This window comes from Rhizobium leguminosarum bv. viciae (genome assembly GCF_012276115.1).
Taxonomy (GTDB): domain Bacteria; phylum Pseudomonadota; class Alphaproteobacteria; order Rhizobiales; family Rhizobiaceae; genus Rhizobium; species Rhizobium leguminosarum_T.
Window position 1 is genome coordinate 1 of sequence record NZ_WIEU01000047.1, and the last position, 5,914, is coordinate 5,914.

5 protein-coding genes are annotated in these 5,914 nt (G+C 62.0%); 2 read left to right on the forward strand and 3 right to left on the reverse strand.

Features of this window, described 5'->3' with window-relative positions; all coding sequences use genetic code 11:
* Positions 1–330: 330 nt before the first annotated feature.
* Complete coding sequence (locus GFM02_RS34620) at positions 331–651, forward strand: antibiotic biosynthesis monooxygenase family protein (protein ID WP_168324215.1); 321 nt, start codon at positions 331–333, stop codon at positions 649–651.
* A 17-nt stretch (positions 652–668) separates the two neighbouring features.
* On the opposite strand, the gene GFM02_RS34625 is transcribed toward GFM02_RS34620, so the two are convergent.
* Together GFM02_RS34625 and GFM02_RS34630 are read right to left on the reverse strand one after the other, a co-directional pair.
* Entirely contained in the window at positions 669–2,072 is a 1,404-nt protein-coding gene (locus tag GFM02_RS34625) for an MATE family efflux transporter (protein WP_168324216.1), read from the reverse strand.
* 142 nt (positions 2,073–2,214) lie between these two features.
* Entirely contained in the window at positions 2,215–3,459 is a 1,245-nt protein-coding gene (locus GFM02_RS34630; protein WP_168257717.1) for a TCR/Tet family MFS transporter, read from the reverse strand.
* Between the two features lie 396 nt (positions 3,460–3,855).
* Between GFM02_RS34630 and GFM02_RS34635 the strand changes: the two genes are divergently transcribed.
* Positions 3,856–4,851: an aldo/keto reductase gene (locus GFM02_RS34635; RefSeq protein ID WP_168324217.1), complete on the forward strand. Its 996-nt coding sequence runs from the start codon at positions 3,856–3,858 to the stop codon at positions 4,849–4,851.
* A gap of 119 nt (positions 4,852–4,970) precedes the next feature.
* Here GFM02_RS34635 and GFM02_RS34640 read toward each other — a convergent pair.
* Positions 4,971–5,914, reverse strand: a 944-nt coding sequence (locus tag GFM02_RS34640) for an IS110 family transposase (protein ID WP_168324218.1), incomplete at its 5' end; no start/stop codon positions are given.

Consider the following 5,914-nt stretch of genomic DNA (forward strand, 5'->3'; position numbering starts at 1 on the left):
CTGGTGCGCGCTAACCTCATGCACCGCAAAAGGATCGACCGCCTGCTAAAACCAAGCCACAGTCCCCCCGGAAATCTCGGCCAAATGAGCCTCCAATGGTGACAAAATTTAAACCGGACAGCAGTGGCCCTGTGCCGAGGATCTGCCACATATTGATCGAAAGGCAGATGCTCGGGACAAGCCCGAGCATGACGAAAGAGGAGTTGGCCGGCTTTATCAGTAGCCCAAAGGTTCGCCCAGGCGGGCCTTTTTCTTTATCCGCCTATTGACCTCAGCTTAACTTGAGGAATTACAGATCTGCCTACAAACATCTGATGCAGGAGAGAATGGATGAGCGGAGCTTTCCTTCGAGTCGACAAGTTTATCGCGCCGGCGGCGGCGCGAGAAGAATTTCTCGTCAACGTGATGATGACCCACAAGCTGCTGGAGGCGCAGGACGGTTTCATCGATCACAGGGTGCTGGAGCAGGTCGCCGGTCCGGGCGAATTCAATTTCGTCACGATTGCCGAATGGGAAAATACCGAAGTCGTCGAGCGTGCACAGGCCGCCGTCGCAGCGGCCCACAAGGCCGCTAATTTCGATCCGCAGGAAATGTTTGCGCGTCTCGGCATTCGTGCCGACATTGCCAGCTACAAGCCTGTCGCAGCCTGACGGCGAAGGCGGCCGGCTCAGGCGTGGGCCAGTTCCGCCTCCCGGCGAAGGAGAAGGTAGAAGCGCGCGCAGAGCATGGCCGCAGCCGCTGCCAGACCGACGAGGAAGCCGAACCAGATGCCGATGCCGCCGAAGCCCAGCGGGAAGGCGAAGGCCCATGCAAGAAAGAAGCCGATCGGCCAGTAGGCGATCAACGCCATGATCATCGGCACGCGTGCGTCCTTGAGGCCGCGCAGCAATCCATTGGCAATCACCTGCAGCCCATCGACCAACTGGAAAAGCCCGGCAACGACGATCAGCGGTCCGGCATAGGCAAGCACCTCGGGCGCCTCGGGCGAGTTGACGTCGAGGAACCAGCTACCGAGGAATTGCGGCATGGTGGCAAAGAGCACCGAGCCCACCGCCGAAATGGCGCAGGCGAGAACGAGCACGGTGATCGAACCGCGCACCAGCCCTTGGTAATCGCCCTGCCCATGCGCGACGCCGACGCGCACCGTTGCCGCCTGGCTGAGGCCGAGTGGGATCATGAAGGCGATCGAGGCCCATTGCAGGGCTATGCCGTGGGCGGCGAGCTCGATGGTGCCGATATAGCCCATCAGCAGCGAGGCCACCGTGAACAGACTGACCTCGGCGAGGATGGTGACGCTGATCGGGAAACCGAGCCGGATGACCTCCAGCAGCGCGTGCCAGTCGGGTTTCCAGAATCGCACGAAGATCTCGTAGCGCCGCGTCTCTTCCCGCCGCTGCACGAAAGCCAGAATGAAGAGGAAGCCGGCTGTCTGCACGACGACCGAAACGATCGCCGCCCCTTCGAGCCCCATTGCCGGAAAGCCGAAATGGCCGAGCACGAGCATATAGGCGAAGATCGCATTCATCACCAGCGTGACGATGGTGACGTTGAGGATGACGCCTGCCTTGCCGATGGCACTGACAAGCGAGCGCATGACGTTGAAGAGCAGCGCCGGCAGTACGCCGAACTGACCGATCATGATATAGCCGTGGGCGAGCTTGGCCACCTCGGGCTTCTGCTGCGCAAAAAGCAGGATCTGTTCCGCATTGAAGAAGGCCGGCTGCATGATGACCCAGTATGCGATCACCACCCACAGGCCCATGCGCAGCGACCGGCGCACCGAGACGAGGTCGCCGCGGCCATAGGCCTGCGCTACCAGCGGAATGACGGCGATGGCAAAGCCCGAACCGAAGATGAGGATCGTGAAGAGGAACTGGGCCGATAGCACCATCGCCGCCAGCTGCTCGGCGCCGAGACGTCCGACGATCATCACATCGGTGGTGTGGATGCCGAGCTGAGCGAGCTGGGCGCCGATCAGCGGAATGCCGAGCGCCAGCGTGGCACGGAAATGTGCACCCCAACGATTATCGGTTGTCGGCGCAAGCCTGCGCGCGTCGATCGGCGTGTCCATGACACCAGTCCTGTGATTGAAATATGCGTCGCCGCAGCTTGCGGCGAAATATCATCCGGGCTTAGATCAAAGCCCTGCAAAGAACTACCCCAAATGAGGCAGATGATGAAAAATTCATCATCGCATCAGCGTTTCTGATCGATCAGCCCGTGGCTTCCAGCGCCTCGGCCGGCTCCCTCACCCGAACCCTTGTGAGGAATACCCCGGCGGCCAGAAGGATGAGCACGGCGGCCGTGAGATACGGCGCGCCGGCAAAAGTGACGGGCGCCTCAGGCCGGGTGAAATAGGAAAACATCTGCGTGAAGATCAGTGGCCCGACAATTGTGGTGATGCTGCTGAGGCTGGTCAGCGCGCCCTGCAGCTCGCCCTGCGCCGACGGCGGCACCTTGCCGGCAGCGATGCTGCGCAGCGGCGGGTCGGCGACGTTTTCGATGACCGTCGCGACGATGACGACGTAAACCACCCAGCCCTCCCAGGCGAAGGCATAGCCGGTCAGTCCTGCAGCTGAAAAGCAGAGGCCGAGAAGCGCGGTCTTCCATTCGCCGAGCACCGGCACGATCCGCGGCAGAACCAGTCCCATGACGAGCGCAGCACCGATGCCGTAAATGCCGAGCGACAGACCGATCTGTCCCTCGCTCCAGCCATAGCGATAGGTCGAGACGAACGCCCAGACCGAGGGATAGACGGCATGCGCCAGGAAGAACAGGAACATGACGAGGCTGACCCAGCCGATGCCGGGATAATGGCGCATCTGGCGCAACGCGCCGAGTGGATTGGCGCGTTTCCACTCGAACCGGCGGCGGTTCTTCGCCTCCAGCGTTTCCGGCAGCAGGAAGCAGGCGGCGATGAAATTGAGAAGCGACAGCGCAGCCGCGCCGAGGAAGGGCACACGCGGGCCGAATTCGCCGAGGACACCGCCAACGACGGGGCCGATGGTGAAGCCGACGCCGAAGGCGATGCCGATCAGCCCGAAATTCTTCGCGCGGTTCTCCTCCGTGCTGATATCGGCGATATAGGCCGAGCAGGTGGCGAAGCTGCCGCCGCTGATGCCGGCAAGCACGCGGCCGACGAACAGCATCCAGAAGCTGGTGGCGATGCCGCAGATGAAATTGTCGATCGCGAAGGTCAGCACCGATAGAAGAAGGATCGGCCGGCGGCCGAAACGGTCGGAGAGATTTCCGAGCAGCGGCGCGAACAGGAATTGCATGCCGGCATAGACGAGCATCAGCCAGCCGCCGTCGATCGCCGCATCGCTGACGCTGCCGCCGGTCAGCTGCTCCAGATAGGCGGGCAGCACCGGCATGATGATGGCGATGCCGATAATGTCGAGGAAGAGGATGATGAAGACCAGGAAAAGGCCGCGGCGAACGAATTTCGGGTCAAGCATGAGGCATCTCTACAGCGGTTGGTCCTGAAAAGACGATCTCGTCGCCGAGAAAGTGACATAGCTCAGAAAAGAACCCGAAACAATCCGTGAACATTTCAAAGTTTTTGATAATGCGCAACGGGAAATTTATGAGAGACCTCAACCAATGGGGGCGTTGCCGTTCCAGCTTCAGATAATCAAGAGCCGCCCAGCGGATCGTCAGGCAATGCGTTCTCTTGCAATCGCCGCGACGGCATCCAGATCACAAGAGAGACCGGTCATTGTGCATTCCCCCGCACAGCCTGTTTGATACTCTCCGATTATCGCCCGAATGCGAAAGCGGTAGAACGGCAGCATCGATGACGACGCCCGGCGCGGATGTGCGATCGCGCCGCGGCGCAGAAGAAGGAGAAGACAATGCAGACCTATCGTTTGGGAAAGACCGGACCCAATGTCTCGGCCATCGGCCTCGGCTGCATGGGCATGTCGGGCATGTACGGCCCGTCCGATCGCGCAGAAAGCATTGCGACGATCCATGCCGCCCTCGATGCCGGCATTAACCTGCTCGACACCGGCGATTTCTATGGCATGGGCCATAACGAAATGCTGATCGGCGAGGCATTGAAGGGCCGCAGGCGCGAAAACGCCGTCATCAGCGTCAAGTTCGGCGGATTGCGCGATCCCGTCGGCGGCTGGAACGGCATTGACGCCCGCCCGGTCGCCGTGAAGAACTTCCTCAGCTATACGCTGCAGCGCCTCGGCGTCGACTATATCGACATCTATCGTCCCGCCCGCCTCGATCCGAACGTGCCGATGGAAGACACGGTCGGCGCTATCGCCGACATGGTCAAGGCAGGTTATGTCAGGCATATCGGCCTGTCGGAAGTGAGCGCCGACACGATCCGCCGCGCCGCCGCTGTCGCCCCGATCGTCGACCTGCAGATCGAATATTCGCTGATCTCGCGCGGCATCGAGGAGAAGATCCTGCCGACGACACGCGAACTCGGCATCTCGATCACCGCCTACGGCGTGCTCTCGCGCGGCCTGATCAGCGGCCACTGGCAGAAGGGCCAGGGCGGAACGGCCGGCGATTTCCGCGCCTACAGCCCGCGCTTTCAGGAAGGCAATATCGAGCAGAACCTCGCGCTGGTGGAGAAGCTGCGCGAGATTGCCGAGGCAAAGAGCGTCTCTGTCGCCCAGATCGCCATCGCCTGGGTCGCCGCCAAGGGCAAGGACATCGTCCCGATCATCGGCGCCCGCCGCCGCGACCGGCTGACCGAGGCGCTCGGCTCACGCGCCGTCGACCTGTCACCAGAAGATTTCGAAGCTATCGAACGCGCCGTGCCGAAGGATGCGGCCGCGGGTGGGCGTTATCCCGAGCATATGCTGCAGCATATGGACAGCGAGAAGTAACTGTAGTGGCCACGGCTCATCTATGCCCCGTTGGAAATGACGAGAAAGGCGGCGCAACGAATCTCTTCTCCCCAGCGGGGAGAAGGTGCCGGCAGGCGGATGAGCATCTGTGTTTGGTGTCAAGGTGGATTTGGTGTCCAGATGCGGTTTTTGGTGATGAGGGTATTTGCCAGGACGATGAGCTTTCGCATGACGGCGACGAGGACGACCTTATTGGGTTTTCCGACTTTCTTCAGTCTTTCGGCGAAGCGCGCGAGGTCTGGGTTGTGACGGGAGGCGGACAGGGCGGCCATGTAGATGGCGTTCCTGGGTGCGGGGCGTCCGCCCCTGATGGCGCGATGTCCGGCCCGCTCGCCACTTTCGCAGGCGAGCGGCGCAAGGCCGGTCAGCATGGCGGCCTGCTTGCCGGAGCAGGCGCCAAGTTCGCAAAGGCCAGCGATCAGGCTTGCGGCGGTGACGGCTCCGATGCCGGGAATGGAGATGAGGATGTCGAGGCGGCGGCGCATCTCGGGATCGGCGCAGATGCTGCGCTGGATCTCGGCGTCCAGTCTTGCGATATGGGTGTCGAGCGCGGCAAGCCGGCGCGTCAGTTCCTTGCGCAGGAAGGCGGTCACGGCCGTCTTCATCCGGTTGGACAGGGCGGTGCGTTCGCCGTTGGCGGCAGATCGGGCATTGACCAGTTCCTGCAAGGCTTCCAGCGCTTGGTCCGGCGGTGGGGTCTGTACGGGCTTGAGGGCTTCTCCCATGATGGCCAAAAACCGCGCATCGAGCCGATCGGTCTTGGCGAGAAAGCCGCAGGCTTTGGCAAACAGCCGGGCGCGCAGCGGATCGACGACCGACACGTAAAAGCCATCGGCATGCAACGAGCGCTGGACGGCGCGATGCCACTTGCCGGTCGCTTCCATGACGATACGCAGCGCCGAGCGCGGCATCTGGCCAAGCGCATCGAGCTCCCGCTTGAGGCGGCGCAGGCCGGCCGTGTCGTTGGTCACCCGAAAACTGCGGCCGAGAGGATGCAGATGAATGTCCAGCCACTCTTTACAGACATCGATGCCGACATAAA

Coding starts and splice junctions, on each gene's coding strand:
- GFM02_RS34635 (WP_168324217.1), top strand. CDS start 3,856: ATGCAGACCTATCGTTTGGGAAAGACCGGACCCAATGTCTCGGCCATC.
- GFM02_RS34625 (WP_168324216.1), bottom strand. CDS start 2,072: ATGGACACGCCGATCGACGCGCGCAGGCTTGCGCCGACAACCGATAAT.
- GFM02_RS34630 (WP_168257717.1), bottom strand. CDS start 3,459: ATGCTTGACCCGAAATTCGTTCGCCGCGGCCTTTTCCTGGTCTTCATC.
- GFM02_RS34620 (WP_168324215.1), top strand. CDS start 331: ATGAGCGGAGCTTTCCTTCGAGTCGACAAGTTTATCGCGCCGGCGGCG.